This window comes from Pseudonocardia sp. EC080619-01, assembly GCF_001420995.1.
Taxonomy (GTDB): Bacteria; Actinomycetota; Actinomycetes; order Mycobacteriales; family Pseudonocardiaceae; genus Pseudonocardia.
The window spans coordinates 568,951-594,509 of the sequence record NZ_CP012184.1; the positions used below are offsets into that span (position 1 = coordinate 568,951).

At 73.6% G+C, this 25,559-nt stretch carries 19 protein-coding genes; 4 read left to right on the forward strand and 15 right to left on the reverse strand.

The window, feature by feature from the left end; all coding sequences use genetic code 11:
• Nucleotide 1: 1 nt before the first annotated feature.
• Nucleotides 2-679: an LON peptidase substrate-binding domain-containing protein gene (locus AD017_RS02670; RefSeq protein ID WP_010227672.1), complete on the forward strand. Its 678-nt coding sequence runs from the start codon at nt 2-4 to the stop codon at nt 677-679.
• Here the strand turns inward: AD017_RS02670 and AD017_RS02675 are convergent.
• The 3 genes from AD017_RS02675 to AD017_RS02685 all read right to left on the reverse strand — a co-directional run bounded on the left by AD017_RS02675 (nt 676) and on the right by AD017_RS02685 (nt 4,235).
• The gene (locus tag AD017_RS02675; RefSeq protein ID WP_082399014.1) at nt 676-2,304 is read right to left on the reverse strand and encodes an ABC-F family ATP-binding cassette domain-containing protein; all 1,629 of its coding nucleotides are present in this window, start codon (nt 2,302-2,304) and stop codon (nt 676-678) included. The genes AD017_RS02670 and AD017_RS02675 overlap by 4 nt on opposite strands.
• A gap of 137 nt (nt 2,305-2,441) precedes the next feature.
• Complete coding sequence (locus AD017_RS02680; protein WP_060572653.1) at nt 2,442-3,692, reverse strand: MFS transporter; 1,251 nt, start codon at nt 3,690-3,692, stop codon at nt 2,442-2,444.
• Between the two features lie 12 nt (nt 3,693-3,704).
• On the reverse strand, nt 3,705-4,235 hold the full coding sequence (locus tag AD017_RS02685; RefSeq protein ID WP_010227667.1) for a type II toxin-antitoxin system PemK/MazF family toxin: 531 nt from the start codon (nt 4,233-4,235) through the stop codon (nt 3,705-3,707).
• A gap of 82 nt (nt 4,236-4,317) precedes the next feature.
• Here AD017_RS02685 and AD017_RS02690 point away from each other — a divergent pair, with 82 nt between their 5' ends.
• Nucleotides 4,318-5,355, forward strand: a complete 1,038-nt coding sequence (locus AD017_RS02690) for a zinc-dependent alcohol dehydrogenase family protein (RefSeq protein ID WP_029239390.1) — start codon at nt 4,318-4,320, stop codon at nt 5,353-5,355.
• Between the two features lie 69 nt (nt 5,356-5,424).
• On the opposite strand, the gene trxA is transcribed toward AD017_RS02690, so the two are convergent.
• The 3 genes from trxA to AD017_RS02705 form a co-directional block, all read right to left on the reverse strand.
• Nucleotides 5,425-5,811: a thioredoxin gene (gene trxA, locus AD017_RS02695; protein ID WP_010227663.1), complete on the reverse strand. Its 387-nt coding sequence runs from the start codon at nt 5,809-5,811 to the stop codon at nt 5,425-5,427.
• A gap of 49 nt (nt 5,812-5,860) precedes the next feature.
• Nucleotides 5,861-8,170 carry a bifunctional SulP family inorganic anion transporter/carbonic anhydrase gene (locus AD017_RS02700; RefSeq protein WP_010227661.1) on the reverse strand — a complete coding sequence of 770 codons (2,310 nt, stop codon included), beginning with the start codon at nt 8,168-8,170 and terminating at the stop codon, nt 5,861-5,863.
• A gap of 253 nt (nt 8,171-8,423) precedes the next feature.
• Entirely contained in the window at nt 8,424-9,740 is a 1,317-nt protein-coding gene (locus tag AD017_RS02705) for an adenosylmethionine--8-amino-7-oxononanoate transaminase (protein WP_082399015.1), read from the reverse strand.
• A 40-nt stretch (nt 9,741-9,780) separates the two neighbouring features.
• Here AD017_RS02705 and AD017_RS02710 point away from each other — a divergent pair, with 40 nt between their 5' ends.
• The gene (locus AD017_RS02710) at nt 9,781-10,656 is read left to right on the forward strand and encodes a PaaX family transcriptional regulator C-terminal domain-containing protein (RefSeq protein ID WP_010227657.1); all 876 of its coding nucleotides are present in this window, start codon (nt 9,781-9,783) and stop codon (nt 10,654-10,656) included.
• Between the two features lie 27 nt (nt 10,657-10,683).
• On the opposite strand, the gene dnaE is transcribed toward AD017_RS02710, so the two are convergent.
• The 6 genes from dnaE to AD017_RS02740 all read right to left on the reverse strand — a co-directional run bounded on the left by dnaE (nt 10,684) and on the right by AD017_RS02740 (nt 19,109).
• Complete coding sequence (dnaE, locus tag AD017_RS02715) at nt 10,684-14,241, reverse strand: DNA polymerase III subunit alpha (protein ID WP_010227655.1); 3,558 nt, start codon at nt 14,239-14,241, stop codon at nt 10,684-10,686.
• A gap of 335 nt (nt 14,242-14,576) precedes the next feature.
• On the reverse strand, nt 14,577-15,296 hold the full coding sequence (locus AD017_RS02720; protein ID WP_060572655.1) for a hypothetical protein: 720 nt from the start codon (nt 15,294-15,296) through the stop codon (nt 14,577-14,579).
• 34 nt (nt 15,297-15,330) lie between these two features.
• Nucleotides 15,331-16,263 (reverse strand): RluA family pseudouridine synthase, encoded by a 933-nt coding sequence (locus AD017_RS02725; protein WP_010228650.1) that lies wholly within the window; start codon nt 16,261-16,263, stop codon nt 15,331-15,333.
• Between the two features lie 3 nt (nt 16,264-16,266).
• Nucleotides 16,267-16,809, reverse strand: a complete 543-nt coding sequence (lspA, locus tag AD017_RS02730; protein WP_010228652.1) for a signal peptidase II — start codon at nt 16,807-16,809, stop codon at nt 16,267-16,269.
• A gap of 7 nt (nt 16,810-16,816) precedes the next feature.
• Nucleotides 16,817-18,298, reverse strand: a complete 1,482-nt coding sequence (locus tag AD017_RS02735) for a potassium/proton antiporter (protein WP_060572657.1) — start codon at nt 18,296-18,298, stop codon at nt 16,817-16,819.
• A 7-nt stretch (nt 18,299-18,305) separates the two neighbouring features.
• Nucleotides 18,306-19,109, reverse strand: coding sequence for a methyltransferase domain-containing protein (locus AD017_RS02740; RefSeq protein WP_060572660.1), 804 nt, complete (start codon nt 19,107-19,109; stop codon nt 18,306-18,308).
• 149 nt (nt 19,110-19,258) lie between these two features.
• Here AD017_RS02740 and AD017_RS02745 point away from each other — a divergent pair, with 149 nt between their 5' ends.
• Nucleotides 19,259-19,564 carry a hypothetical protein gene (locus AD017_RS02745; RefSeq protein ID WP_060572662.1) on the forward strand — a complete coding sequence of 102 codons (306 nt, stop codon included), beginning with the start codon at nt 19,259-19,261 and terminating at the stop codon, nt 19,562-19,564.
• An 85-nt stretch (nt 19,565-19,649) separates the two neighbouring features.
• On the opposite strand, the gene ileS is transcribed toward AD017_RS02745, so the two are convergent.
• The 3 genes from ileS to AD017_RS02760 form a co-directional block, all read right to left on the reverse strand.
• A complete protein-coding gene (gene ileS / locus AD017_RS02750) occupies nt 19,650-22,847 on the reverse strand; it encodes an isoleucine--tRNA ligase (protein ID WP_060572664.1) in 3,198 nt (1,065 codons plus the stop codon).
• A gap of 268 nt (nt 22,848-23,115) precedes the next feature.
• Nucleotides 23,116-24,588 carry a hypothetical protein gene (locus tag AD017_RS02755; protein ID WP_060572666.1) on the reverse strand — a complete coding sequence of 491 codons (1,473 nt, stop codon included), beginning with the start codon at nt 24,586-24,588 and terminating at the stop codon, nt 23,116-23,118.
• An 84-nt stretch (nt 24,589-24,672) separates the two neighbouring features.
• Nucleotides 24,673-25,533: a DivIVA domain-containing protein gene (locus tag AD017_RS02760; protein ID WP_010224842.1), complete on the reverse strand. Its 861-nt coding sequence runs from the start codon at nt 25,531-25,533 to the stop codon at nt 24,673-24,675.
• Nucleotides 25,534-25,559 lie beyond the last annotated feature (26 nt).

Consider the following 25,559-nt stretch of genomic DNA (forward strand, 5'->3'; position numbering starts at 1 on the left):
GGTGTCCGCGACGATCCCGCTGTTCCCGCTGGGAACGGTGCTGATGCCGGGCGCGGCGCTACCGCTGCACATCTTCGAGCCGCGCTACCGGCAGCTCACCGTCGACCTGATCACCGGGACCGTCCCCGACAAGGAGTTCGGTGTCGTCGCCGTGCGCGAGGGGCACTCCGCGGACCGCTCCGGGATGGCCGGGATGCACGCGGTCGGCTGCACCGCCGTCGTGCTCGACGCCCGGCGGCTGCCGGACGGCCGCTACGACGTCGTCACCCGGGGGGCGCGCCGCTTCCGGCTGCTCGACGTCGACGAGGGGTCCCGTCAGTACCTGTGCGGCGAGGTCGAGTTCCTGCCCGACGACGAGCCCGGCGACGACCCGCGGCTGGTGCGGATGCTCGAGAACGCCGCCCGCGCGGCGCACCGCGGCTACTGCGACACCGCGTGGCGGGCCGGCGACTGGTCCGAGCCCGGCGACGACACCCCCACCGCCGAGCTCGCGCACCTGCTCGCCGACGACTGCCTGCTGCCCCTGACCGACCGGCAGGACCTGCTCGAGCAGACCTCCCCGGTGCAGCGGCTGCGGGAGGTCCGGCGGCTGCTGGCCCGGGAGACCGGCCTGCTCGGCCGGCTGCACGCGGTGCCGGCCCCGCAGGGCACCTTCGCCGACGACCACAGCGTCAACTAGCCGAGGGCGAGCGCCGCCCCGGACCAGCGGCGGCGCAGCCACCGGTCGTGCGAGGTGACGACGACGGTGCCGGGCGCCGTCCCGAGCGCCTCCTCCAGCTCGCCCGCCAGCCGCAGCGACACGTGGTTGGTCGGCTCGTCGAGCAGCAGCAGGTCCGGCGCGTCGGCGACGGCGAGGGCGAGCGCCAGCCGCCGTCGCTGCCCGAGGGACAGGGCACCCACCGCCGTGCCGTGCTCACGCGGGTGCAGCAGACCGAGCTCGTTCAGCGGGACCCGCTCGGCGAGGTCCGGGCCGAGCAGCGCGGCCCAGGCGTCGCGGGCGGTGCGGTCGGGCGGTCCGACGTCGGGGTCCTGGGCGAGCAGGCCGACCCGCCGCGCGCGGACGTCCGCGGTGCCCGCGGTCGGCGCGAGATCGCCGTGCAGCACGGCGAGCAGCGTCGACTTCCCCGACCCGTTCGGCCCCGTGACCAGCAGCGTCTCCCCCACCGGCAGATCCAGCAGGTCGAGTCGCAGACGACCGTCGACGCGCAGACCGCGGACCTGCACGGCGAGCCCGTCACCGGCGTCGGTACCGGTGAGCCGGCCGGAGAACCGCAGCGGCCGCGGTGGCTTCGGCAGCGCCTCGCGCTCGGCGACCTCGAGCCGGCGCTGGGCGTCGTTGACGCGCCGCGCCCGGGTGCGCTCGACGTTGGCGCCCTTGAACTTGTCGATGAACTTGTCGTTGTCGCGCGGGCCGCGGCCCGGCGCGATCGCCGAGGTACCCGTGCGCGTCCGGTCCCGCAGCGCCGCGATCTCCTCCTGCTGGGCGGCGAACTGCTCCTCCCAGCGCCGGCGGCTCGCGGCCTGCGCGTCGAGGTACTCGGTGAAGGAGCCGCCGAAGCGGCGCCCGCCGTGCCCGTCGGTGCCGAGTGCGCCGGCGTCGAGGTCGAGCAGCTCGGTGCAGACCCGGTCCAGGAAGGCGCGGTCGTGACTGGCCGCGACGACGACGCCGGGCAGCTCGACCAGCGAGCGTTCCAGCAGGTCGAGGGCGGCGTCGTCGAGGTGGTTGGTGGGTTCGTCGAGCAGCAGCGCTGCCGGGCGGCGCACCAGGGCGGCGGCCATCGCGAGCCGGGTCCGCTGCCCGCCGGACAGCGTGCCGACCGGCCGGTCCCGGTCGAGCTCGGCGACACCGAGGGTCCCGGCCGTGACCTCGGCGCGGCGGTCGGCGTCCCAGGCGTCGTGCGCGACGGCCCAGGCGAGCACCCGGTCGTAGCTCCCACCGACGTCGGCCCCGTCCGCCATCCCGGCGGCCAGCCGCTCCAGCTCGGCGACGGCGTCGTGCAGCGGGCGCAGCGCGCCGTCGAGCAGGTCGCCGACGGTGCCCTCGGCGGACAATTCGGGCTCCTGCGGCAGGTACACCAGGTCGGCCGGGGCCGACACGGTCCCGGCGTCGGCGACGTCGACGCCGGCCAGCAGCCGCAGCAGCGTCGACTTCCCGGCGCCGTTCTCGCCGATCAGCCCGACCCGGGTCCCCGGACCGGCGGTGAGGTCGATCCCGTCGAGGACCGGCGGGCGCCCGGCGCGGGCGGCGAAGGAACGGACCACACCGCGCGCGGTGAGGGCCTGGGTATCGGTGAGGGACGGCACGACGACGACTCCGAGGAACCGGAGGGAGACCGCAGGGGCTAGGTGCCGCGTCCACGGTCGGTGGTGTCGTCAGAGCCTCATGATGATCGGGAGCCTATCCCGGCGGCCGCCCGTGCCGCCACTCGTATCGACGGGCGTCAGCCGTGCTCGTTCGCGACGTCGGCGGCCGGCACCGCGGGGACCCGCCGGAACCGCGGGTGCAGCAGGACGAAAGCGGTCACCGCGGCCATGACGGCCGCACCCACCAGCACCGGCAGCGGCGGCCAGATCCCGTACAGCCCGGTCCCGGCGGTGGGGGCGATCACGAAGGTCAGGCCGGAGGTGGCGGTGGTCAGGCCGGCCAGCCCGCCCTGCTCCGCCCGCTCGACGAGCAGGGTCGGGCCGGCGGTGTAGCCCGGCATCGCGGTGCCGAGCCCCAGCCCGACGAGCAGGATCGCGACGACGATCGCCGCCGCGCCGGTGTCCGGCACCAGCAGGACGAACCCGGCGAGGGCCACCGATCCCCCGACCCGCAGCAGGGTCGGCGCGGTCCAGCCGCTGCGCGGCACGACGACCGCCTGCGCGAGCACCATGCCGAGCCCGGCGGCGAGCAGCGTCCCGCCGGTCACCAGCCCGGTGGCCTCCGCGGAGAGCCCCAGGCGGTCCTGCACGAGGAACCCGGTGATCACCTGGATGAAGCCGAGCGCGGTGAACATGCCGAACCCGGCCAGCAGGAACGGCCAGACCCGCGGATCGGTCGGCCGCACCCGGGCCGGTTCCTCGACCAGCTCGGCGCGCGGTTCGCGCCGGAGCCGGGTCGCGACCAGGACGAGCCCGGCACCCAGCAGCACCGGGACCGCGATGAGCGGGGTGAGCACACCGAACACCGACAGCACGCCCCCGACGACCGAGCCCCCCACCATCGCGACACCCTGCACCGCGCCGATACCGGCCATGCCCTTCACCCGGGCCCGCTCGTCGGCGGTGACGTCGGCGACGTAGGCCTGCGCGGTCGGCGGCACGGCGGCGATCGCGGTGCCGAACCCCAGGCCACGCAGCAGCACGAACAGCACGAACAGTCCCGTCCCGGTCACCGCACCGGTCGTCCCCGACCAGGCGACCAGCGCGAACAGCGCCATCGACGTGGTGGCCAGTGCCAGCGCACCCACGAGCACCGGCTTGCGGCCCCAGGACTGCGAGCGGCGGCCCCAGGACTGGCTGGTGAGCACGACCATCAGGGCTGCCGTGCTGATCGTGACACCGACCTGCCACTCGGCCAGGCCGACCTCGCGGGACAGCGGGGCGATGACGGGGTTGAGCGTCATCTGGCCCAGGAAGACCAGGAACACCGCGGCGAGCAGCAGCCCGATCTGCGGCCGGGGCGGGGAGCCGTCGCGGGCAGCGGTCACGGACCGAGTGTCTCAGCTCCAGCCGTAGCGCGACCGGAGCTGGTCGGCGACCCGGTCGAACCGGCTCCGGTCGAGCACCGCGCCCTCGCGCCGGATCCCGTGCTCGTCGATCTCCAGCACCCGGTCGAGCCGGATGTAGGAGTCGCGGCCCTCCCGGTCCCAGGCGCCGGAGCCGATGCCGACCCAGTCCGGGTCGTCGGCCCGCCGGTCCTGGCTGGACAGCATGAGCCCGAGCAGCTCCGCACCGGAGCGCCCGACGACCAGCAGCGGCCGGTCCTTGCCCTGGCTCGGGTCCTCCTCGTAGGGCACCCAGGTCCAGACGATCTCACCCGGGTCGGCGGCACCGTCCGGCTCGGGCGCGTAGGCGACCTTGCGGGCCCGGTCGCCGGTGGGGGCGGTGCGCACCGGCGCCGTGGCGGGGGCACCTCCGCCCCGCGCCGGGGCCGGTCGGCCGCCGCGGTCCTTCTGCTTCTGCGAGTCCTTCAGCAGCTGCATCGCCACGTCGGCGGCCTTGCGCAGGACCGAGCCCCAGTTGATCGCCATGCCGGTCAGCCTGCCGCACGTGCGGGTGATCACCGGCGCCGGGGCACGCATGAACGGCGGAGCACGTGGGAATCCGCCCGGCATGAAGGCGACGCTCATCCACGGCACGCACGACATCCGGGTCTCGGCCGACGTGCCGGACCCACGGCTGCGCGACGACACCGACGCGATCGTGCGGGTCGTCCGGTCCTGCATCTGCGGCAGCGACCTGTGGCCGTACAACGCGGCCGAGGACTCCCCCGAGGGGAAGCGGATCGGGCACGAGTTCCTCGGCGTCGTGGAGGAGGTCGGCGCGGGCGTCCGGACCACCCGCAAGGGGCAGCTCGTCGTCGCACCGTTCGTGTGGGCCGACAACACCTGCGACTTCTGCGCGCAGGGCCTCCAGACCTCCTGCCGGCACGGCGGCGGCTGGGGTGCCGACGGCACCGACGGCGGCCAGGGCGAGGCGGTCCGCGTCCCGTTCGCCGACGGCACCCTGGTCCCGATGCCCGGTGAGCCGGACGACGCGCTGCTCGCCTCGATGCTCACGCTGTCCGACGTGTTCTCCACCGGCCACCATGCGGCCGTCTCCGCGCGGGTGAGGCGGGGCGACACGGTCGCGGTCGTCGGGGACGGCGCGGTCGGGCTGTCCGCGGTGCTCGCCGCGAACCGGCTCGGCGCGGAGCGGATCATCCTGCTCGGCAGGCACACCGACCGCACCGACCTCGGCCGGGAGTTCGGCGCCACCGACGTCGTCGCGGAGCGCGGCGACGAGGGGATCGAGCGGGTCCGCGAGCTCACCGGCGGCGACGGCGTGCACGCGGCACTGGAGTGCGTCGGGTTCGCCGAGGCGGTCCGCACCGCCGTCGGCATCACCCGCGACGGCGGTCTCGTCGGCCGCGTCGGCGTCTCGCAGTACACCGACGTGCCGCTCGGGGTGGGCCCGTTCATGCGCAACGTCGGCATCGTCGGCGGGGTGGCCCCGGCCCGCGCCTACATCGAGGAGCTGCTCCCGGACGTGCTCGACGGCACCGTCGAGCCGGGCCGGGTGTTCGACCGGACGATCGGCCTCGACGACGTCCCGGACGGCTACCGCGCGATGAACGAGCGCGAGGCGCTGAAGGTGCTGATCGCGCCCTGACCCCGGGCCGGACGGACGAGAGGCCCCGCACACCGTGGGTGTGCGGGGCCTCTCGTGGTCGGTGACGCCTCAGGCGCTGCCGTCGCCCTCCTGCTTCTCCTGCTCGGCGACGGCGGCCTTGACCTCGTCCATGTCGACGCCCTTGACCTGTCCGATGAGGTCCTCGAGCGCCTCGGCGGGCAGTGCGCCCGGCTCCGAGTACAGGACGACGCCGTCGCGCACGGCCATCACGGTCGGGATCGAGGAGATCCCGAACGCGCCGGCCAGCTCCTGCTGCGCCTCGGTGTCGACCTTCCCGAAGGTCACGTCCTCGTGCTTCTCGGACGCCTCGTCGTAGACGGGGGCGAACTGCTTGCACGGTCCGCACCAGGACGCCCAGAAGTCGATCAGGACGGTCGCCCCGGGCGCGCCCACGACGTCGTTGAAGTTGTCGGTGGTCAGTTCCACGGTGGCCATTGTCGCTCCAACGACGTCGGGGGGCGGAGTTGTTCCCGATCCGGGTGGATCAGACCTTCAGGATGCGGCGCGCGGCCGCGGTGATGCCGTGACCGTGCCCTGCCGCGATCTTGTCCAGGCCGGAGCCGACGGCCTCGTCGTCCGGACGGACGTCGACGAAGCGCTGGGCCTCCTCGTCGAGCACCAGCACGCGGGCGGTGCGGATGTCGTAGAACATGCCCATCACCTCGGCGCCGGAGTCCTGGGCCCGCAGCATCTCCATCTGCAGCGCGACGTTCACCATCGCGAGCTGGTCGGTCTCCTCGAAGCCGTCCTGCGCAGCGGCCTCGGCGACCGGGTGACCGGTCTCGAAGGCGCGCAGCACCGGACGGGCCTCCAGCAGCCAGGTCCCGAGGGCGCCCTCGGTGCCGGCCGCGCCGGACCGCAGGCCCTTCATCGCGCCGCAGCCGGAGTGCCCGCAGACGGCGACCAGGGGGACGTTCAGCGCCGAGGTCGCGAACTCGACCGCGGCGGCGGTGCCCGGCCCGCAGGCCAGGTTGCCGACGTTCTGCACGGTGAACACGTCACCGGGACCGCTGTGGGTGATCACGTGCGGCAGCACCCGGGAGTCCGCGCAGGAGATCATCATCGCGGACGGGGCCTGGCCGTTGGCCAGCTCCGACATCGTCGGGCGGATCGCGTCGCAGGTGTTCTCGTGGTACGCCGCGACGCCCGCCATCAGCGGCTCGGACGCCGTCTGCTCGGCGTTGCGGGACTGCCACTCGCCCCAGGTCAGGAACCGGGCGCCGGGCGCGGTGGCGGCGCTGCGGCGCGCCTCGTCCGGCTCGATGACGACGACGGTCCCGCCGGTGCCCTCGTGCCGCGCCTTCCAGGCCAGCAGGTGGTCGTAGGCGGCGTGGTCGAGGTAGTCGGTGACCAGACGGACGGTGACATCGGTGCCGCGCGGCACGGCGTTCAGCTCACGGGACAGCCGCGGCACGGCGAGGAAGCTCAGCGAGCCCTCGATGACGAGCTCGCAGCTGCCGTCGGCGGCCTGCTCCAGGTGCGGGCGCGAGCGCACCGCACGCCACAGGAGCATCAGGCCGGCCAGCACCAGCCCGGCCACGACGCCCTCGAGCAGGTTCAGGAACACGACACCGGCGAGCGTGACGGCGTAGATCGCGAGCTCGCCGTGGGCGCGGGCGGTGCGGATGTCGACCGGCTTGATCAGGCCGATACCCATCATGACCAGCAGACCGGCCAGGGCGGCCATCGGGATGAGCTCGATGACGCCGATCAGGACGATCGCGAACAGCGCGATCCACACACCGTGCAGCACCGTGGAGGCGCGGGTCTCCGCACCGGCCTTGACGTTCGCGGCGGACCGCACGATGACACCGGTGATCGGCAGGCCGCCGATCATGCCGGAGACGGTGTTGGCGGCACCCTGGCCGAGCAGCTCGCGGTCGGTGTCGGTGCGGGTGCCCGGCTTCATCCGCTCGATGGCGACGGCCGAGAGCAGCGACTCGACGCTGGCGATCAGCGCCACGGTGAGCATGCCGAACAGGACACCGCCCCAGTTCGACTCCGGCAGCGACGGCAGCGACAGCGCGTCCAGGAGCGAGCCCCCCAGCTCGACCCGGGCGACGTCGGTGAAGCCCAGCGACACCACGGTCGCGGCCACGATGGCGATCAGCGCCGCGGGCACCACGGTGACCTTCGAGGGCAGCCGGCTCCAGCCGAGCATGATCGCGATGACGAGGCCGCCGAGCAGCAGCGCGGGGAGCGACAGGTTCGCGATCGCGCCCGGGAGCGCGGTGATGGACGCGACACCGCCGGTCTGGGCCTCGCCGCCGAGGACGACGTTCAGCTGGCCGAGTGCGATCGTCGCGCCGATACCGGCGAGCATGCCGTGCACGACGGCCGGCGGGATGGCCTGGGCGAAGCGCGAGAGCTTCGTGAGACCGAAGACGATCTGGAGCACACCGGCGCCGGCGGTGATCAGCGTGGTGACCTGCCAGCCGTAGGTGTTGACGAGCTCGGCGACGATCACCGTGAGACCGGCGGCCGGCCCGGAGACCTGCAGCTTCGAGCCGCCGAGCAGCCCGGCGACGACGGCACCCACCACGGCGGCGACGAGGCCGGCCAGGATCGGGGCGCCGGAGGCGACGGCGATGCCGAGCGAGAGCGGCACCGCGACGAGGAAGACGACGATGGAGGCCGAGAAGTCGGCCCGCGCGTGCGGGAAGGTCCGCCCGAACCATCCACCACCGGGCGGCGAGTGCTCCCCCCGGCCGGACTCGACCGGGGAGTGCTCGTCCTGGGTGGTGCGGACGGGACTGGTGTGACTGGTGTTACTGGAGTGACTGTGCGAGGGCACCGGATCCTCCGGGGTCGGTCCGTTGGGGGCAGGCGGACCGCGGCGATGCGGTCGCGTGGCCGGCGGGGCGTGCGTGCACGCCACCAGCCGGACGTTTCGTCGAGTCACGGAAACGGATCTTGATGAGAGTGCTTCTCATCGAATCGGTGGGACACGACGAAACGCCCGGTCAGGACACTTCACCTCTGTGTAACGTGATCAGCGTCACAGTAAGATCCACCCGTGCAGGTGGCCCCCGTCACCGGCGCCGGTGCTATCCCGCCAGCGCCGCGGCCCGCATTCCGGCCGTGATGAGCCCGATGTCCTCACGCGTACAGACGAACGGCGGCATCGCGTAGACCATCGAGCGGAACGGCCGCAGCCAGACTCCCGCGAGGACCGCCGCGGCGGTCGCCGCGGGGAGATCGATCTCGTGGTCGAGTTCGATCACCCCGATCGCACCGAGGATGCGGACCTCCGTCACCCCGGGCAGGGACCGGGCCGGTGCGAGACCGGCCCGGAGCGCGGCGGCGACGTCCTTCACCTCACGCCGCCAGTCGCGCTCCAGCAGCAGCGAGACCGACGCGTGCGCGACGGCGGCCGCCAGCGGGTTGCCCATGAAGGTGGGCCCGTGCATGAGGACGCCCGCCTCGCCCTCGGTGATGCCGTGGGCGACGCGCCCGCTGCACAGCGTCGCGGCCATCGTCAGATACCCGCCGGTCAGCGCCTTGCCCAGGCACATGACGTCCGGTGCGACGCCCGCGTGGTCGGCGGCGAACAGCTCGCCGGTGCGGCCGAAGCCGGTGGCGATCTCGTCGAAGACCAGCAGCACGTCGTGCGCGTGGCACAGCTCCCGCAGCACGTGCAGGTAGCGGGGATCGTGGAAGCGCATGCCGCCCGCCCCCTGCACGACCGGCTCGACGATCACCGCGGCGAGCTCGTCGGCGTGCGTCTCGACCAGCTCGGCCAGGTGCGCGACGTAGTCGTGCGAGAAGTCCTCCGGCGGTGCGTCGGCGAACACCTGCTGCGGGAGCACGTCCGACCAGAGCGAGTGCATGCCGCCGTCGGGGTCGCAGACGCTCATCGCGCCGAACGTGTCACCGTGGTAGCCGCGCCGCCAGGTCATCAGCCGGTGCTTCTCCGGCCGGCCGCGGGAGCGCCAGTACTGCAGGCACATCTTGATCGCGACCTCGACCGAGACCGAGCCGGAGTCGGCGAGGAAGACGTGCTCCAGGCCCTCCGGGGTGACGTCCACCAGCAGCCGGGCCAGGTCGACGGCCGGGCCGTGGGTGACCCCGCCGAACATCACGTGGCTCATCCGGCCGAGCTGGTCCTGCACGGCCCGGTCCAGCCGGGGGTGCCGGTAGCCGTGGATCGCCGACCACCACGACGACATGCCGTCGACGAGCTCGCGGCCGTCCGGCAGCCGTAGCCGCACCCCCTCGGCCGACTCCACGACCAGCGGGGTCGCGGTGGCGGGCATGGGCGAGTAGGGGTGCCAGACGTGGGCACGGTCGGTGGCGAGCAGCCCCCCGGTGCCGTGCGGGGCAGGTGTCTCCCCCGGCTCGGGGGCGGATCCGGGGACGGTCACGGCTGTCCACCGTAGTCCCGGGTTCTACCCTGGTCCGACCATGGCCACCCCATTCCGTGACCCCGGGCCCGCCGAGGCCGCCGACGGTTCCGCGCTACGGCGCCGCGAGCTGGGCCAGACCTCCGCCCGGTCGCTGCTGCTCACCGTGCTCGGCGAGTTCGTGCTCCCGGCCGGGGAGCCGGTGTGGACCCGCGCGCTGCTCGAGGTGCTCGGCACGCTCGGCGTCGAGGCGAAGTCGGCGCGCCAGGCACTCGCCAGGACCGCCGCCGAGGGCCTGCTGACCTCCGACCGCGACGGCAGGCGGGTGCGCTGGTCGCTCACCCCGTCCGGCGAGCGGCTGCTGTCCGACGGCGCAGCCCGCATCTACGGGCTCGGCGCCACCGGCACCGAGTGGGACGGCCGCTGGCTCGTCCTGCTGGCCTCGGTCCCCGAGTCCCGCAGGCGGCTGCGGCACCGGCTCCGCACCCGGCTCGCGTGGGCGGGCCTCGGCTCCCCCGCCCCCGGGGTGTGGCTCTCCCCCGACCCCGGCAAGGAGGAGCAGGTCGCCGCCGTGCTCGACGAGCTGGGACTGGCCGGGATGAGCAGCTCGTTCGTCGGGCGCTACGGCGGCATCGGCAGCGCTGCCGAGGTGGTCGCCCAGGCCTGGGACCTCGACCGGGTGGAGGCGGCCTACCAGGAGTTCCTCGACGACTTCGGGGCCGAGCTCGACCGCACCGATCCCGGCGACGTGCTGGCCCGCCAGGTCCGGCTCGTGCACGCCTGGCGTCGCTTCCCGTTCCTCGACCCGGAGCTGCCCGCCGAGCTGCTGCCCGACCGCTGGGCCGGGACCCGCGCCACCGAGCTGTTCGCCGCGCTGCACGCGCGGTGGGACGGCGCGGCCCGCGCCGCCTGGGCGGAGCTGGCCGGCACCCCCTGATCCCGGGGGTGCCGCCCGCGAGCCCGCTCAGCCGCCCAGGCAGCCCGGCCCGAGCAACGCCTTCAGGTCGCCCATCAGCGCCGAGGTGTGCATGACCTTCAGCGAGTCGTCCAGCCGCAGGGCGGTGATCTTGCTGCCGTAGACCAGCGACAGGTGCACCTCGGAGGTGCCCGGGTGGTGGGTCAGCACCTCCTTGAGCTTCGAGACGCGCTCGGGGGTGCACTGGTCGGTCCGCAGGCTCACCCGGATCGGCAGCCCGCCCTCCCCGGCGGCGGCCAGCTCGGGTACCGCGAGATCGTTCGCGATCAGCGAGATCCGGTCGTCGCGCTTGTTCACCCGGGCCTTGACCAGCACGATCGCGTCCTCGGCGACGTCGACGCCGACGACCTGGTAGGCCCGCGGGAAGAACAGCACCTCGATCCCACCGGCGAGGTCCTCGATCTGGGCCGACGCCCACGGCTCGCCGTTCTTGTTCACCCGGCGGTTCACGTTCGCGAGGATGCCGCCGACGGTGACCTGGCCGCCCTCGGCGACCGAGCCCTCGACGATGTCGGCGATCGAGGTGTCGGCCTTCGCCGCGAGCGCCTGTTCGAGGCCCTGCAGCGGGTGCCCCGAGACGTAGAGGCCCAGCATCTCGCGCTCGACGGCGAGCTTGTGCTTGGAGTCCCACTCCTCCTCGGGCACCTTCACGTCGAAGATGCCGCCGAGCTCGTCGCCGTCGTCGCCGCCGCTGCCGTCCATCGACCCGAACAGGTCGAACTGGCCCAGCGACGCGGCCTTCTTGGTGCTCATCACCGCGTCGATCGCGTCGGCGTGCACCAGCAGCAGGCCCTTGCGGGAGTGACCGAGCGAGTCGAACGCCCCGGCCTTGATCAGCGACTCGACGACCTTCTTGTTGCAGACCACCGCGTCGACCTTGCGCAGGAAGTCGGAGAAGTCGACGAAGTTCCCCTTCTCCCGGCGCGCGGCGACGATCGCGTCGACCACGTTGTGCCCGACGTTGCGGATGCCGCCGAGACCGAACCGGATGTCGTTGCCGACCGGGGCGAAGTTGCGGACCGAGTCGTTGACGTCCGGCGGGAGCACCGTGACGCCCATCCGGCGGCACTCCGCCAGGTAGACGGCGGCCTTGTCCTTGTCGTCGCGGACCGAGGTGAGGACGCCGGCCATGTACTCGGCCGGGTAGTTCGCCTTGAGGTACGCGGTCCAGTACGAGACGACGCCGTACGCGGCGGAGTGCGCGCGGTTGAACGCGTAGTCGGAGAACGGGAGCAGGATGTCCCAGAGCGTCTTGACGGCATCGGCGGAGTAGCCGTTGTCCTTCATGCCCTGGGCGAAGCCGACGTACTCCTTGTCCAGGATCTCCTTCTTCTTCTTGCCCATCGCGCGGCGGAGCAGGTCCGCCTGGCCGAGCGAGTAGCCCGCCAGCACCTGCGCGATGGACATGACCTGTTCCTGGTAGACGATCAGGCCGAAGGTCTCGCCGAGGACGTCCTTGAGGGGCTCCGCCAGCTCCGGGTGGATCGGCGTGATCTCCTGGCGGCCGTTCTTGCGGTCGGCGTAGTCGTTGTGCGCGTTCGCGCCCATCGGGCCGGGGCGGTAGAGCGCACCGACCGCAGAGATGTGCTCGAACTCCGACGGCGCCATCCGGCGCAGCAGGTCCCGCATCGGGCCGCCGTCCAGCTGGAACACGCCGAGCGTGTCCCCGCGGGAGAGCAGCTCGTAGGTCGGCCCGTCGTCCAGCTCGACGTGGTCGAGGTCGACCTCGGGCTTGCCGTTGAGGGTGATGTTCTCCAGGGCGTCGTCGAGGATCGTGAGGTTCCGCAGCCCCAGGAAGTCCATCTTGAGGAGACCGATGGTCTCGCAGACGCCCATGTCGAACTGGGTGATGACGGCGCCGTCGGACTCGCGGCGCTGGATCGGGATGACGTCGATCAGCGGCGTCGACGACATGATCACGCCGGCCGCGTGGACGCCCCACTGGCGCTTCAGGCCCTCCAGGCCCCGCGCGGTGTCGACGATCTCCTTGACCTGCGGGTCCGCCTCGTAGAGCGCGCGGACCTCGGTGGCCTCGGAGTACCGCTTGTGCGACGGGTCGAAGATCCCCGAGAGCGGGATGTCCTTGCCCATCACGGCGGGCGGCATCGCCTTGGAGATCCGGTCGGCGACCGAGTAGCCGGGCTGGCCGAACAGCACCCGCGCCGAGTCCTTGATCGCGGCCTTCGCCTTGATCGTGGAGTAGGTGATGATCTGCGCGATCCGGTCCTCGCCGTACTTCTCGGTGACGTAGCGGATCATCTCGCCGCGCCGGCGCTCGTCGAAGTCCATGTCGATGTCGGGCATGGACACGCGGTCCGGGTTGAGGAACCGCTCGAAGATCAGCTTGTGCCGGATCGGGTCGAGGTCGGTGATGCCCAGGACGTAGGCGACCAGCGACCCGGCGGCCGAGCCGCGGCCGGGGCCGCACCGGATGCCGACCGACTTGGCGTGCCGGATGAGGTCCGCCGTCACCAGGAAGTAGCCGGGGTAGCCCATCTTGATGATGACGCCGACCTCGTAGTTCGCCTGCGTCCGGTACTGCTCGGTGATGCCGTTCGGGAACCGGTCGTGCAGGCCCCGCTCGACCTCCTTGATCAGCCAGGACTCCTCGGTCTCCCCCTCGGGCACCGGAGCCTTGGGCTGCAGGTCCTGGCCGGTGGTGAAGTCGATGTCGCAGCGCTCGGCGACCCAGAGGGTGTTGTCGCACGCCTCGGGGTGGATCGGGTCCCACAGCTCGCGCATCTCGGTCGCGGACTTGAGGTAGAAGTCCTGCGCGTCGAACTTGAACCGGTTCGGGTCGGCGAGAGTCTTCCCGGTCTGGACGCAGAGCAGCACCTCGTGCGCCTTGGTGTCGTCCGGGTAGGTGTAGTGCAGGTCGTTGGTGGCCAGACCGGGCAGGTCGAGGCGCTTCTTCAGCGCGAACAGGTCCTCCTGGACCCGCTTCTCGATCTCGATCCCGTGGTCCATCAACTCGCAGAAGAAGTTGTCCTTGCCGAAGATGTCCCGGTAGTCGGACGCGGCCTGGCAGGCACCCTCGAAGTCGTCCTGCTGGAGCAGGCGGGCGACCTCGCCGGACGGGCAGCCGGTCGTCCCGATGAGACCCGTGCCGTACTGCTCGAGCAGCTCGCGGTCCATACGGGGCTTGTAGTAGTACCCCTCGAGGCTGGCGAGCGACGAGAGCCGGAAGAGGTTGTGCATCCCCTCGGTGTTCTCGGCCAGCAGCGTCATGTGGGTGTACATGAGGTCGGGGTTCTTGTCGGCGGCGCCGGGGTTGCTGCCGCCGAGCGCGACCCGCTTCCGCTCGTGCCGCGAACCGGGCGCGAGGTACCCCTCCATGCCGATGATCGGCTTGACGCCCGCCGCCTTGGCCTTGCGCCAGAACTCGAAGGCGCCGTAGACGTTGCCGTGGTCGGTCATCGCGACCGCGGACATGTCGTTCTTGACGGCCTCGGAGAAGAGGTCGTCGAGCCGGGCCGCCCCGTCCAGCATCGAGAACTCGGTGTGGGTGTGCAGATGGACGAAGGAGCCTGCTCCGGACGAGGCCATGTGTGTTCCGCGCTCCTCTCCCGCGCCCTGGGTGGCGCGGTGCTCCCCGTGCGCACGCGCCCGCCCGCGGCGGGGCCGGGGACGCGTGCGTGCCGTGCTGGTCACCGACCACGGCCGGACCCGGCGACGGGCGGAACGGCACCTCCGGCCCGGCCTGGCGGGGCCGGTCGACGGTGCCGGTGGGACTCCTGCCGCGGGGCCGGAACGACCGGTTTCGGTGAGCGCCCAGACTAGCCCCGCCCCCCGACAGTTCCGGCGACGGCGGCGGCTCCGGACCGGGTCCGGCGCGTCGCTCCTGCTCAGGGCCGTGCGGCCCGGGCGACGGCGTGTCGCGGTCAGCCGGCGGGGACCGGGCCGTCGTCGGGCGGCGGGGTCGCGGCGGTCGTCTGCTCCGGCAGCAGCGGGGACAGTGCGAGCTCGCGCTCCGTCGTCCCGGGGGGTGCGGCCTGCACCGCGCGGACGCCGTCGCGGGCGGCCAGCGACTCCAGCCCGGCACGGTCGGCGGTCACGACGAACGCGATCACGCAGGCACAGTCCGGTGCGGCGAGCGCACGCCGTTCCGCGCCGGCGACGTCGGCGCGGCGGGTGAGCGACTCCCGCGCCCCGGGGGCACCGGCCACGGCCTGCCGGGCGCGGTCCGCGTCGGCCTCGGCGGCGAACGCGGCCCGCTCGCGGGCCACCCCGAGGGCGGCCGCCGGGTCCCCGGTGCCGACGACGGGCTCGAACCGCAGGGCGGTCTGCACCCGTGCGAACGGCACCCGGAACACCGCCGTGGAGATCCCGGGCGCGCCGAGCGCCGCCACCGAGGCGGCGTCCGACGGCCGGTCGAGCTGCACCAGGGCCGCGGCGCGCGCGCCCGCCGGTGGCAGCTGCGCGGGCAGCGACGCCAGGTAGCCCGCGACGTCCTGGCCGGGATCGGGCCCGAGCCGGACCGACCCGGACGCGGGTGCCGGGCCCGGCGACGGCCCGGAGCCCGCCGCCCACACCGCACCGAGCAGCACCACGGCCATCACCGCGACCACCACCCACAGGCCGCGGGTGCTCAGGCCCGTCACGGGCGCCCCGTCACCGCGGGGGGCGGCACCGCCGTCACGGTTCCCGCAGCGCCGCGAGCGCCGAGGCCAGGTCGTCGGGGTAGGGGCTGGTGAACTCGACGTACCGGCCGTCGGCGGGGTGCTCGAAGCCGAGGGTGCGCGCGTGCAGCCACTGCCGGGACAACCCCACCCGCTTCGCCAGCGTCGGGTCGGCGCCGTAGGTCAGGTCGCCGACACACGGGTGGCGCAGCGCGGAGAAGTGCACCCGGATCTGGTGGGTGCGCCCCGTCTCGAGGTGCACGTCCAGCAGGCTGGCCGAGCGGAACGCCTCGATCGTGTCGTAGTGGGTGATGCTGGGCTTGCCGCCCTGCAGGACGGCGAACCGGTAGTCGTGACGCGGGTGCCGGTCGATCGGCGCGTCGATGGTGCCCGACGACGGGTCGGGGTGCCCCTGCACGACCGCGTGGTACCGCTTCTCGACGGTCCGCTCCTTGAATGCCCGCTTCAGCGCCGTGTACGCGTGCTCGGACGTCGCGACGACCATCACCCCGGTGGTACCGACGTCGAGCCGGTGCACGATGCCCTGCCGCTCGGCCGCCCCGGACGTCGACAGCCGGTACCCGAGCGCGGCGAGCCCGCCGGTGACGGTCGGCCCGGTCCAGCCCGGCGACGGGTGCGCGGCGACCCCGACCGGCTTGTCCACGACGACGATGTCCTCGTCGTCGTGGAGCACCGACAGGCCGGCGACGACCTCGGCGGGTCCCTCGATGACGGCCGGCGCGGCGGCGTCGGGCAGCTCGACCTCCAGCCAGGACCCGCCCGGCAGCCGGTCGGACTTGCCGGCGTCGCGGCCGTCGACCTGGATCCGGCCCTCCTCGGCCAGCCCCGCGACGACCGTCCGCGACAGCCCCAGCAGCCGGGACAGCCCGGCGTCGATCCGCATCCCGTCGAGCCCGTCGGGGACGGGCATGCTCCGCAGCTCACCCATGTCTCAGCCCCGCGTCCCGTCGATCTCGACGCCGCGCAGCGCCATCAGCACCAGCAGGATCCCGCCGCACACGATGCCGGAGTCGGCGACGTTGAACACCGGGAAGACGCTGCCGTCCGGCGCGAACACCGCGACCATGTCGACGACGTGCCCGCGCATCGGCCCCGGCGAGCGGAAGAACCGGTCGATCAGGTTGCCCAGCGCGCCGCCGAGGACCAGGCCGAGCCCGATCGCCCAGCCGGTCGACGCCAGCCGGCGCGCGATCCGGATGATCACACCGACGACCACGACGGCGACGATCGTGAGGATCCAGGTGTAGCCGGTGGCCATCGACCACGCCGCACCCGGGTTGCGCAGCAGCGTCAGCCAGAGGAGGCCGTCGATCACCGCGACCGGTTCGCGGTCCTCCAGCGTCGCCACCGCCGCGATCTTGGTGACCAGGTCGAGGGCGAGCACGAACCCGGCGATCCCGGCCAGCAGGAGCGTTCCGCGTCGCCGGACGGCGGGATCGGCGGGCGTCTCGCTGACAGGGGGATCGGCACTCACACCCCGATTATGACGAGCGGCCCCCGTCGGAGTGCCAGCGGACCAGCTTCCCGCCCCGGTCGACGTCCCGGATCCGTTGTTCGGTGGCGTCGCGCACCGCGCGGGTGCTCACGACGAGGAACTGGTCGCCCTCGCGGAGCCGGGTCTCGCCGTCCGGGGAGAACGCCGCAGACTCCCGCACGACCAGGCTCACCGTCGCCCCGGCCGGCAGCCGGAGCTCGCGGAGGTAGACGCCGTGCAGCCGGGACCCGGGCGGGACCCGGACCTGGAGCAGCTCGGCGTCGGCCTCGTCCAGCGGAGCCGCGTCGATGTCGATCTCGCGGGTGCCGGTCCGGGAGACCACGCCGAGCAGCCGCGCGACCCACGGCAGGCTGGTGCTCTGCACCAGGGTGAGCAGCACGACCAGCACGAACACGACGTCGACGAGCATCTGGTTCTGCGGCCCGCCCTCGGTGAGGGCGACCAGCGCGAGCACGATCGGCACCGCACCCCGCAGCCCCGCCCAGGACAGGAACGCCTGCTCCCGCAGCGGGACCCGGAACGGCAGCGCCGCGGCCAGCACCGACAGCGGGCGCGCGGCGAGCAGCACGACACCGGCACAGACCAGGGCGGGCACGATCGCCCCGGGCAGCCGCTCGGGCACCGAGTAGAGCCCGAGCAGCACGAACAGCCCGATCTGGGCGATCCACCCGGTGCCCTCGGCGAAGGACACGACGCCGCTGCGGTGCGGCAGCCGCGAGTTGCCCAGGACGAGCGCGGCGCAGTACGTGGCGAGCAGACCGGACGCGTGCACCCCCTGCCCGGCGGCGTACGCCAGCAGGCAGACCGCGATCGCGGCGAGCGGGTAGAGACCTGTCGACGGCAGGGCCGCGCGGCGCAGCGCCCACGCCCCGCCCGCGCCGAGCAGCACCCCGATCAGCGCACCGGCGGCGAGCTCGTAGACGACGAGCAGCGGGGTGGTCCAGCTGATCGGGTCGCTCCCCGCGAGGACGACGACGGCGATCACCACCGGCGCGTCGTTCATGCCGGACTCGAGCTCCAGGGTCCCCGCCAGCCGGCGCGGGACGGCGACGCCGCGCAGCACGCTGAACACGGCGGCCGCGTCGGTCGACGACAGCACCGCACCCCACAGCAGCGCGGTCCGCCACTCCAGGTCCAGCAGCAGGTGCAGCAGCCCGCCCGCGACACCGATCGACACCGCCACCGACAGCGTCGACAGCAGCATCCCGAGCCCGAGCGCGGGGCGGACCGCCTCCCACCGCGTCGTCATGCCGCCCTCGACCAGGATCAGGACGAGCGCGGCGAGGCCGAGGGTCTCGGTGAGCCCGGCGTCGGAGAACTCGAACCCGAGCACCGACTCGCCGAGCAGCACCCCGATCCCGAGGTAGAGCAGCAGTGAGGGCAGCCCGAGCCGGACCGAGATCCGGACGGCGAGCACGCCGAGCAGCAGGACCCCGGCCGTGACGCCGAGCAGCAGTTCCAGACTCATGACCGGCTCAGGGGGTCCACACGAGGGTCACGACGGCGGTCGGCCGCGGCGGGATCCCGGTCAGCGCCTCCTCGACCTCCGGGACCCGGTCCGCGGGCAGGCAGAGCCGGCGCGCGACCCACGCGGCGTCGTGCGGGAGCCGGCGGTCGCGCTCCCAGCGGTGCACCTCCGGCTCGGTCCCGAGCTCCTCGCCGAGCACTGCGACGGCGTCGTCGGCGGTGGCGCTCGCCGGGCGCTGCAGGTCGTGGAACCGCTCCCACAGCGGGTCGAGCCAGGCCATCGGGTGCTCGGGCAGCATCTCGACCACGACGCCACCGGCCCCGCCGCGGACCGCGGAGGTCAGCGCGGCGAGGAACGGCGGCAGGTCGACGACGTTGTGCAGCACGTGGTGGCAGACGACGACGTCGTGCCGTCCCGCCGCGCCGGCGACCTCCGGCCAGGAGCCGTGCACGGTGCCGTGCGGGACGCCGCGGTCCCGCGCGGTCCCCGCGAACACCGCGAACATGTCGACCTGCCGGTCGGTGCCGACGACCCGCGCGACCGGTGACGGGTCCGGCCAGGCCGCGCCGAACGCGGCCTCCCCGCCGCCGCAGCCGACGTCGAGCAGGGACGCCCCCGTGCACGTCCACGCAGCGGCCCGCTCGGCGAGCGCGCGGGCGGCCCGGCGCGACGGCGTGTCGGCGGGCGTCTCCGGCGGGGTGAAGTCGGCGGTGGTGTGCGTCCACGGGTCGGCCGGGGCGTCCCGCAGGATCCGCTCGGGGATGCCGCGCGCGGACTGGCGCTCCCGCCACCTCCGCGCCGCGTCACCCATGGGGTGAGGGTAGTGCGCCGTTCCACCCCGACACGGCGTGCCCGCCGGCGGTGTCGGGCACATCCCGTCCGCCCGGCCTCCGTGGTCCCACGGGGGACACCGGGCCGACGGCGCGGAAGACGGGGGTCCGCGGACGGACCCCGCAGGACGTGGTGCGGCACGACCACGACTTCCCGGTGTCCCCGGACGGGCTGGCCGAGCTGGAGGTCGACGTCCCGGTGCGGGCGGGGAGCCCCACCGGTTCGCGGACGCTCACGGGGGCGCTGATCTTCGCGCTGCGCGACCCGCTGCGCGCCGCCGGCCACGACGAGCTCGTGGCGCCCCGGTGCCCACCGGTCGCACCGGGGGCGACGGTGCGCTGCACCGTGACGGGCGTGCCGGCCGCCGTCGAGGTGACCCGCCCTGGTGACGGCGGGCGCCACCACCTCCACCTGACGGTCACCCCGCAGCCCTGAGCCCCGGGCTCCCACATGATCACGGATCGGGCAGCCGGACGGCCGTTCGTGACCGCCTCGGCTCCCGATCCGTGACCACCGGCCGTCAGGCCCGCGCGACCGCCGCCCGCAGCTCGACCGCGGCACCGTCCGGGCCCACGACCTGGCCGGACGACGCCGCACCGTCCGCGGAGCCGTACGACACCGCGGTCGCCAGCACCTCGCCGGCGACGAACGCCTCGTGCGTGCGGACGGCGTCGAGCACCGCGTCCGGCCCGTCCAGGGTCAGCCCGATCCGGTCGGCGACGGCCAGCCCGGCGTCACGGCGGGCCTGCTGCACCACCCGGACGACGTCGCGCGCGGTGCCCTCGGCCGCCAGCTCCGGGGTGACCGTCGTGTCCAGCACGACCAGCCCGGCGTTCCCCGGCAGCGCCTGGGTCCGCTCCGGGTCGGCGGCGACGAGCTTCTCGGTGAACTCGCCGTCGGTCAGCGTGATCCCGGCGGCGACGACGGACCCGTCGGCCTCCTGGCTCCACTCCCCCGCCTTGACCGCGCGGATGCACTTCTGCACGTCCGAGCCCAGGCGCGGTCCGGCGACGCGGGCGTTGACCGCGATCTCGAACCGGCCGTGGGCGGCGACGTCGTCGGTCAGCTCGACCGAGCGCACGTTGACCTCGTCGCGCAGCAGCCCGGTGAAGGGCTCCAGCGCGGCCGCGTCGGCGGCGGCGACGGTGAGCCCGGGGAGCGGCTGGCGCACCCGCACCTTCGCCGACTTGCGCAGCGACAGCGCGGCGCTCGCGACCTGCCGGATCCGGTCCATCCCCGCGACGAGTGCGGCGTCGTGCGGCAGCCCGGCGCCGGGCTGCTGCTGCGTCACCGTCGGGTCGGCACCACCGGGCCAGTCGGTGAGGTGCACCGAGCGGCCGCCGGTCAGGCCGCGCCAGATCGCCTCCGTGGTCAGCGGCAGCAGCGGCGCCGCGACCCGGCAGGTCACCTCCAGCACGGTGTGCAGGGTGTCGACGGCGTCGCGGCGCACCGCGTCGTCGGTCGACCAGAACCGCTCGCGGGAGCGCCGGACGTACCAGTTGGTCAGCGTCTCAGCGTGCTCGCGGATCCGCTCGCACGCGCCGGCGACGTCGTAGCCGTCCATCGCCGCGGTGACGCCGTCGACCAGGTCCGCCGTCTTCGCGAGCACGTAACGGTCGAGGACGTGCGTCGAGTCGGTGCGGAAGGTGCCCCGCCCCTCCCCGGCGTAGAGCGACAGGAAGTACCAGGTGTTCCACAGCGGGAGGATCGCCTGGCGGACGCCCTCGCGGATGCCCTGCTCGGTGACGACCAGGTTCCCGCCGCGCAGCACCGGGCTCGCCATGAGGAACCACCGCATGGCGTCCGAGCCGTCGCGGTCGAAGACCTCGTTGACGTCCGGGTAGTTCTTCCGCGACTTCGACATCTTGGCGCCGTCGTCGCCGAGGACGATCCCGTGCGCGACGCAGTTGCGGAACGCGGGCCGGTCGAACAACGCCGTCGCCAGCACGTGCAGCGTGTAGAACCAGCCGCGGGTCTGGCCGTTGTACTCGACGATGAAGTCGCCCGGGTAGTGGTGCTCGAACCAGTCGGCGTTCTCGAACGGGTAATGGACCTGGGCGAACGGCATCGAACCGGACTCGAACCAGCAGTCCAGCACCTCCGGCACCCGGCGCATGGTGCTCTGCCCCGTCGGGTCGTCCGGGTTGGGCCGGGTCAGCTCGTCGATGTACGGGCGGTGCAGGTCGGTCGGACGCACGCCGAAGTCGCGCTCCAGCTCGTCGAGCGAGCCGTAGACGTCGGTCCGCGGGTACCGCGGGTCGTCCGACTGCCACACCGGGATCGGGCTGCCCCAGTACCGGTTGCGCGAGATGCCCCAGTCGCGGGCGCCCTCGAGCCACTTGCCGAACTGGCCGTCCCGGATGTGCGACGGCGTCCAGTCGATCTGCCGGTTCAGCTCGACCATCCGGTCGCGGAACCGGGTGACCTCGACGAACCACGAGTCGACGGCGCGCTGGATCAGCGCGTTCCCGCACCGCCAGCAGTGCGGGTACGGGTGGTCGTAGGTCTCGTGCCGCAGCAGCACGCCGAGCACGTGCGGCTCGGTGCGCTCCTTGAGGTCGCGGATGATCGACGGGTTGGCGTCGAACACCTGCAGGCCGGTGTAGGGCGGCACCTCGGTGGTGAACTCACCGCGCGAGTCGACCGGGTTGACGACCTCGATCCCGGCCGCGTCGGTGACCTCCTTGTCCTCCTCACCGAAGGCGGGCGCGATGTGGACCAGCCCGGTGCCGTCGTCGGTGGTGACGTAGTCGGCGGACAGGATCCGGTGCGCGTTCGCACGGCCGGTGAAGAAGTCGAACGGCGGGGCGTAGCCGACGCCGAGCAGGTCGGAGCCGGTCAGGGTCGCGACGACCCGCGGCTCCTCGCCCAGCTCACGGGCGTAGGCGGCGACCCGGGCCTCGGCGAGCAGCCACCGCTCCCCCTTCGCCTCGACGACGACGTAGTCGACGCCGGGGTGCACGGCGACGGCGAGGTTCGACGGCAGTGTCCACGGCGTGGTCGTCCAGACCAGGGCGAGGGCGCCGTCGAGCTCGGGACGCTCCGGCGCGGCGAGCCGCAGCCCGACCGTGACGGCCGGGTCCTGCCGGTCCTGGTAGACGTCGTCCATCTTCGTCTCGGTGGCCGACAGCGGCGTCTCGCAGCGCCAGCAGTACCAGAGCACGCGGAAGCCCGAGTAGACGAGCCCCTTGTCCCACAACGACTTGAACGCCCACATGACCGACTCCATGTAGTCCAGGTCGAGCGTCTTGTAGTCGTTGTCGAAGTCGACCCAGCGGGCCTGCCGGGTCACGTAGTCGCGCCACTCACCGGTGTAGCGCAGCACGGAGGTGCGGCACGCCTCGTTGAACGCGGCGACGCCCATCTCGTCGATCTCGGACTTGTGCTTGATGCCGAGCTGGTTCTCGGTCTCGACCTCGGCCGGCATGCCGTGGGTGTCCCAGCCGAACCGGCGCTCGACGCGCTTGCCGCGCATCGTGCGGTAGCGCGGGACGACGTCCTTGACGTACCCGGTCAGCAGGTGGCCGTAGTGCGGCAGGCCGTTGGCGAACGGCGGGCCGTCGTAGAAGACGTACTCGTCGCCGCCGTCGACGCCGGCGGGGCGCTGCTCGACCGAGGCGCGGAACGTGTCGTCGGCGTCCCAGCTCGCGAGCACGTCCTGCTCGAGCGTCGGGAACGTCGGGTGCGCCGGCACCTCGGGGTATCCGGTCTCGCTCACGGCTGTCGGCTCCTCGTGCGATGCGTGTCTCGCACGGGGACGACACCGGCCCACCTCGGACCGAGCCGCGGTACCACCCCGCTTGCGCGCGCGAACCCGCGTGCGCCTCTCGTCGGACGGCGATGACGGGCCGCACCCGTCCGGTTCTACTCGGGCCGTCTTCACGGCCCTTTCTTCCGGAGGCTCCCCGGTGATGGCCGGATCGGTGCCTGTGGAACCAGGGTAGCGCGGGCGCGCACCGGGATATTCCCCAGCCCGCGCCCGTGCCCTAGCGGACCTGTGCCGGGTGCCGCTCGCCGAGCGTGCGGTTCGGCGAGCACCAGCCGCACGGGGTGAACCCGAGCTCGACGGCCTCGCTGACCGGCAGCGGGATGACCGCACGTCCGGACAGAGCACGGCAGGTCTGCACGTGGTAGCGCGGGTGCTCGTCGATGACCAGCACCTCGTCCGGGAGCCGGGCGACCAGGTTCGCGAGGGTCGGGTCGCGGGGCTCCTCGGGGGACTCGGCGTCGGCCGGGGGCTCCGCTGCGGCCCCGGTCTCCGCGGGGGATCCGCCCGCGACCGTTCCGCCCGCGACCGCCTCGGAGCCGTCGGCCGTGCCGGCACGGTTGCCGGCGACGTCCGGGGCACCGGCGGCGCCCATCGCCGTCGTGGCCGCAGCACCCGCCGTACCCGCGGCACCCGTCGCGCCCGCCGGGCCGATGGCGTCCGCCGTACCGGTGCTGCCGGGGGCGTCCGCCGGGACGGCGGTCGTGTCCGTGGTGCCGGTCGGGGCGGCGGTCGTCGCCGACGCCGCCGGGCCGGCTGTCGTCGGCGAGTCGCCGGGCGTGCCCGGATCCCCGCCACCGCTCGCAGAGTTCGCGGACCCGGCGCCGAAGCCCGGGTCGTCGGACGGCCGCCGGTCGGAACCGGCCACCGCTCCCGCGATGCCCGCGGCACCGACGGCGCCTGCGGCACCGGCCGCAGTCGCCGTCGTCATGTCGTCACGTCCGGCCACGCCGCCGGAGCCCGGCGCGGACCGCTCGTCCTCGGAGCCCGGGGTGCCCGGGGTCTCACCGGAACGCTCATCGCCCGAGGTGCCGTCGCCGGAGCCGCCCGGAGCACCGGAGCGCGTGGGGCCGCCGCCACGACCCGCACCCTCCTGGTCCGCCGGAGCGGCCTCGGTGGAGATCGCCGCGGCGGCTCCTCCGGACCCGTCCGGGTGGCCCGTGGCCGACGCCGCGGCCGACTCGGACCCGGATTCAGTCACGGAAAGTGACGAAGAACCACTCGATCGGGAAACGCCGGACGGTCCCTCTGCAGAGCCGGGCGGCCGGACGACCGGCATGCGGATGGTCGCATCGGTCGCACCGGCACCGTCCTCGACACCGCCCGGGCCGCCGGGAGCACCCGGCGGTCCCGCCGCGGCCGGGCCGCCCTGCGGGGGTCGGACGACCGGGAGGACCTGTGTCGCGGGCTCCATGTCGGCGCCGTAGCGCGCCTCCATCTCGGCCCGTTCGGGCGTTCCCACGGCCGCGTGCGCGGCCGCCTCACCGGAGCCCGTGTGGTCGGCCCCGGCCGCCTCCGACCGGTCACCGGCCCGCACCGCGGACCGGGTCTGCCACCAGTCGTAGAGCAACGCGAGACCGGCCAGCAGGCTGATGCCCACCGACGTCCAGGCCAGTGCCACCACACCCAGGAACCATCCTGCGAGCAGCAGCACCAGCGCGATGACCACGAGGATCAGGACCAGCACCAGCATCGGCGAACTCCGTCGGTCGGCAGCGGCACCCGGCCGCTACCCGGTCGTCGTCGGTCGTCTCGGGCGCGTCACCGCGCCCGAGCGTCAGCTCCCGGTGTCGGCCCGCTGGCCGTAGCCGGAGGCGGCGTACCCACCGTTCGAGCCCGACCGGTTGGCCGTGCCGGAGCTGTCCGACGGTGCGGCCGACCCGCGGCCCTCCAGGTCGCGCAGCTGCGACTCCAGGTAGGTCTTGAGCCGGGTCCGGTACTCGCGCTCGAAGGTGCGGAGCTCGTCGATCTTCTTCTCCAGCACGGACTTGTCCCGCTGGATGGCACCCATGATCTCGTTCTGCTTGCGCTCGGCGTCGCTGACCAGGCCTGCGGCCTTGTCGCGCGACTGCCGCTCGAGCGTCTCGGAACGGGTACGGGCGTCGTTGAGCATGGTCTCCGCACGCGAGCGCGCGTCGTTGACGAGGCCGTCGGCCTTCGTCCGGGCGTCGGAGAGGAGCTGCTCGGACTTGGTCCGGGCATCCGACAGCATCGTGTCGGCCTCGTTCTTCGCCTCGGCGGTCAGCCGGTCGGCCATCTCCTGGGCCAGGCCCAGGACCTTCGCGGCCTGCACGTGGTGGTCACCGCCGTCGTCGGCGGCAGCGGCCACGGCACCGGCCAGCTGCGGCGCGGGCGCACCCGGGCCACGGCCCATCGGCGACGGCGACGCCTGCAGCGCCTGGGTCTGGGCCGGAGCCGGCTGGCTCCGGGCCTCGTCCAGGTCGGCCTCGGCGTCGCCGAGGCGCTGCTCGAGCTGGGAGACCTGGTCTCGGAGGTCGTCGTTCTCCCCGATCAGCCGGGCCAGCTCGGCCTCGACCAGATCGAGGAAGGCGTCGACCTCGTCCTCGTTGTATCCCCGCTTACCGATCGGGGGTTTGCTGAACGCGACGTTGTGTACGTCGGCGGGCGTCAGCGGCATCGGATCACCTCATGCGGTCCTCGGCG

What these genes read in the sequence shown, in the direction of transcription:
- AD017_RS02760 (WP_010224842.1), bottom strand. Translation starts at nt 25,533, where the DNA reads ATGCCGCTGACGCCCGCCGACGTACACAACGTCGCGTTCAGCAAACCC.
- AD017_RS02735 (WP_060572657.1), bottom strand. Translation starts at nt 18,298, where the DNA reads ATGAGTCTGGAACTGCTGCTCGGCGTCACGGCCGGGGTCCTGCTGCTC.
- dnaE (WP_010227655.1), bottom strand. Translation starts at nt 14,241, where the DNA reads ATGGCCTCGTCCGGAGCAGGCTCCTTCGTCCATCTGCACACCCACACC.
- AD017_RS02685 (WP_010227667.1), bottom strand. Translation starts at nt 4,235, where the DNA reads ATGGCGATCAACTGGGGCTCGGTCCTGCGCAAGGCCGCCGACGTGGCG.
- trxA (WP_010227663.1), bottom strand. Translation starts at nt 5,811, where the DNA reads ATGGCCACCGTGGAACTGACCACCGACAACTTCAACGACGTCGTGGGC.
- AD017_RS02710 (WP_010227657.1), top strand. Translation starts at nt 9,781, where the DNA reads ATGGCCACCCCATTCCGTGACCCCGGGCCCGCCGAGGCCGCCGACGGT.
- AD017_RS02755 (WP_060572666.1), bottom strand. Translation starts at nt 24,588, where the DNA reads ATGCTGGTGCTGGTCCTGATCCTCGTGGTCATCGCGCTGGTGCTGCTG.
- AD017_RS02690 (WP_029239390.1), top strand. Translation starts at nt 4,318, where the DNA reads ATGAAGGCGACGCTCATCCACGGCACGCACGACATCCGGGTCTCGGCC.
- AD017_RS02725 (WP_010228650.1), bottom strand. Translation starts at nt 16,263, where the DNA reads ATGGGTGAGCTGCGGAGCATGCCCGTCCCCGACGGGCTCGACGGGATG.
- AD017_RS02740 (WP_060572660.1), bottom strand. Translation starts at nt 19,109, where the DNA reads ATGGGTGACGCGGCGCGGAGGTGGCGGGAGCGCCAGTCCGCGCGCGGC.